The following is a 657-nucleotide window of genomic DNA, read 5'->3' on the forward strand; positions in this document are numbered from 1 at the left end:
GTCCAGCAGGAACTGGCCGGAGGCGACCACCGTCTGGCCTTCCTCGAGGCCGTCGGTGACCACGCTATCCCGCTCGGCCTCCTGACCGATGCGCACGGCCACCGGACGAAAACGGCCATCGCTTTCCGCCACCATGACCAGTGTGCGCTTGCCGGTACGGATCACCGCTTCGCTGGGCACCACCAGCACCGATTGCTCATCGCTGCTGAGCGTCACTTCGGCCGTCATGCCCGGGCGTAGACGCTGCTCGGGGTTGGGCAGCTCCACGCGAACCTGAACCGTACGACTCTGCACGTCGGCCTGCGGTAGCACCGCCTGGATAAGGCCCTCCACCGGTTTGCCGGGGAACGCGGGCAGGCGCGCCTGCACTCGCTGGCCCTGACGCAGGGCGCCAGCCTGGGCCTCGGGTACGGCGACCTCCAGCCAGACAGGGTCCAGGCCGTTGACCTGGGCCAGCGACATGCCGGCCGCCAGGGTCATGCCCTCACGCACCGACAGCGCCTGCAGCACCCCGCTGATCGGGCTGGTGACCGTCCAGACCGTTTGCACCTGACCGGATCGCTCGACGCGGGCGATCAGCTCGGCCGGCATGCCGGCCAGGCGCAAGCGCTGGCGGGCTGCGGCCAGCAGCTCCGGCTCCTGCAGGCCGCGCAGGGC

1 protein-coding gene is annotated in these 657 nt (G+C 70.6%); it reads right to left on the minus strand.

Features of this window, described 5'->3' with window-relative positions:
* Positions 1-657 (minus strand): efflux RND transporter periplasmic adaptor subunit (locus tag J0A65_RS24980; RefSeq protein WP_206596926.1); only part of this gene is annotated, 657 nt, incomplete at both ends.

This window comes from Bowmanella yangjiangensis (assembly GCF_017255015.1).
Lineage (GTDB): Bacteria > Pseudomonadota > Gammaproteobacteria > Enterobacterales > Alteromonadaceae > Bowmanella > Bowmanella yangjiangensis.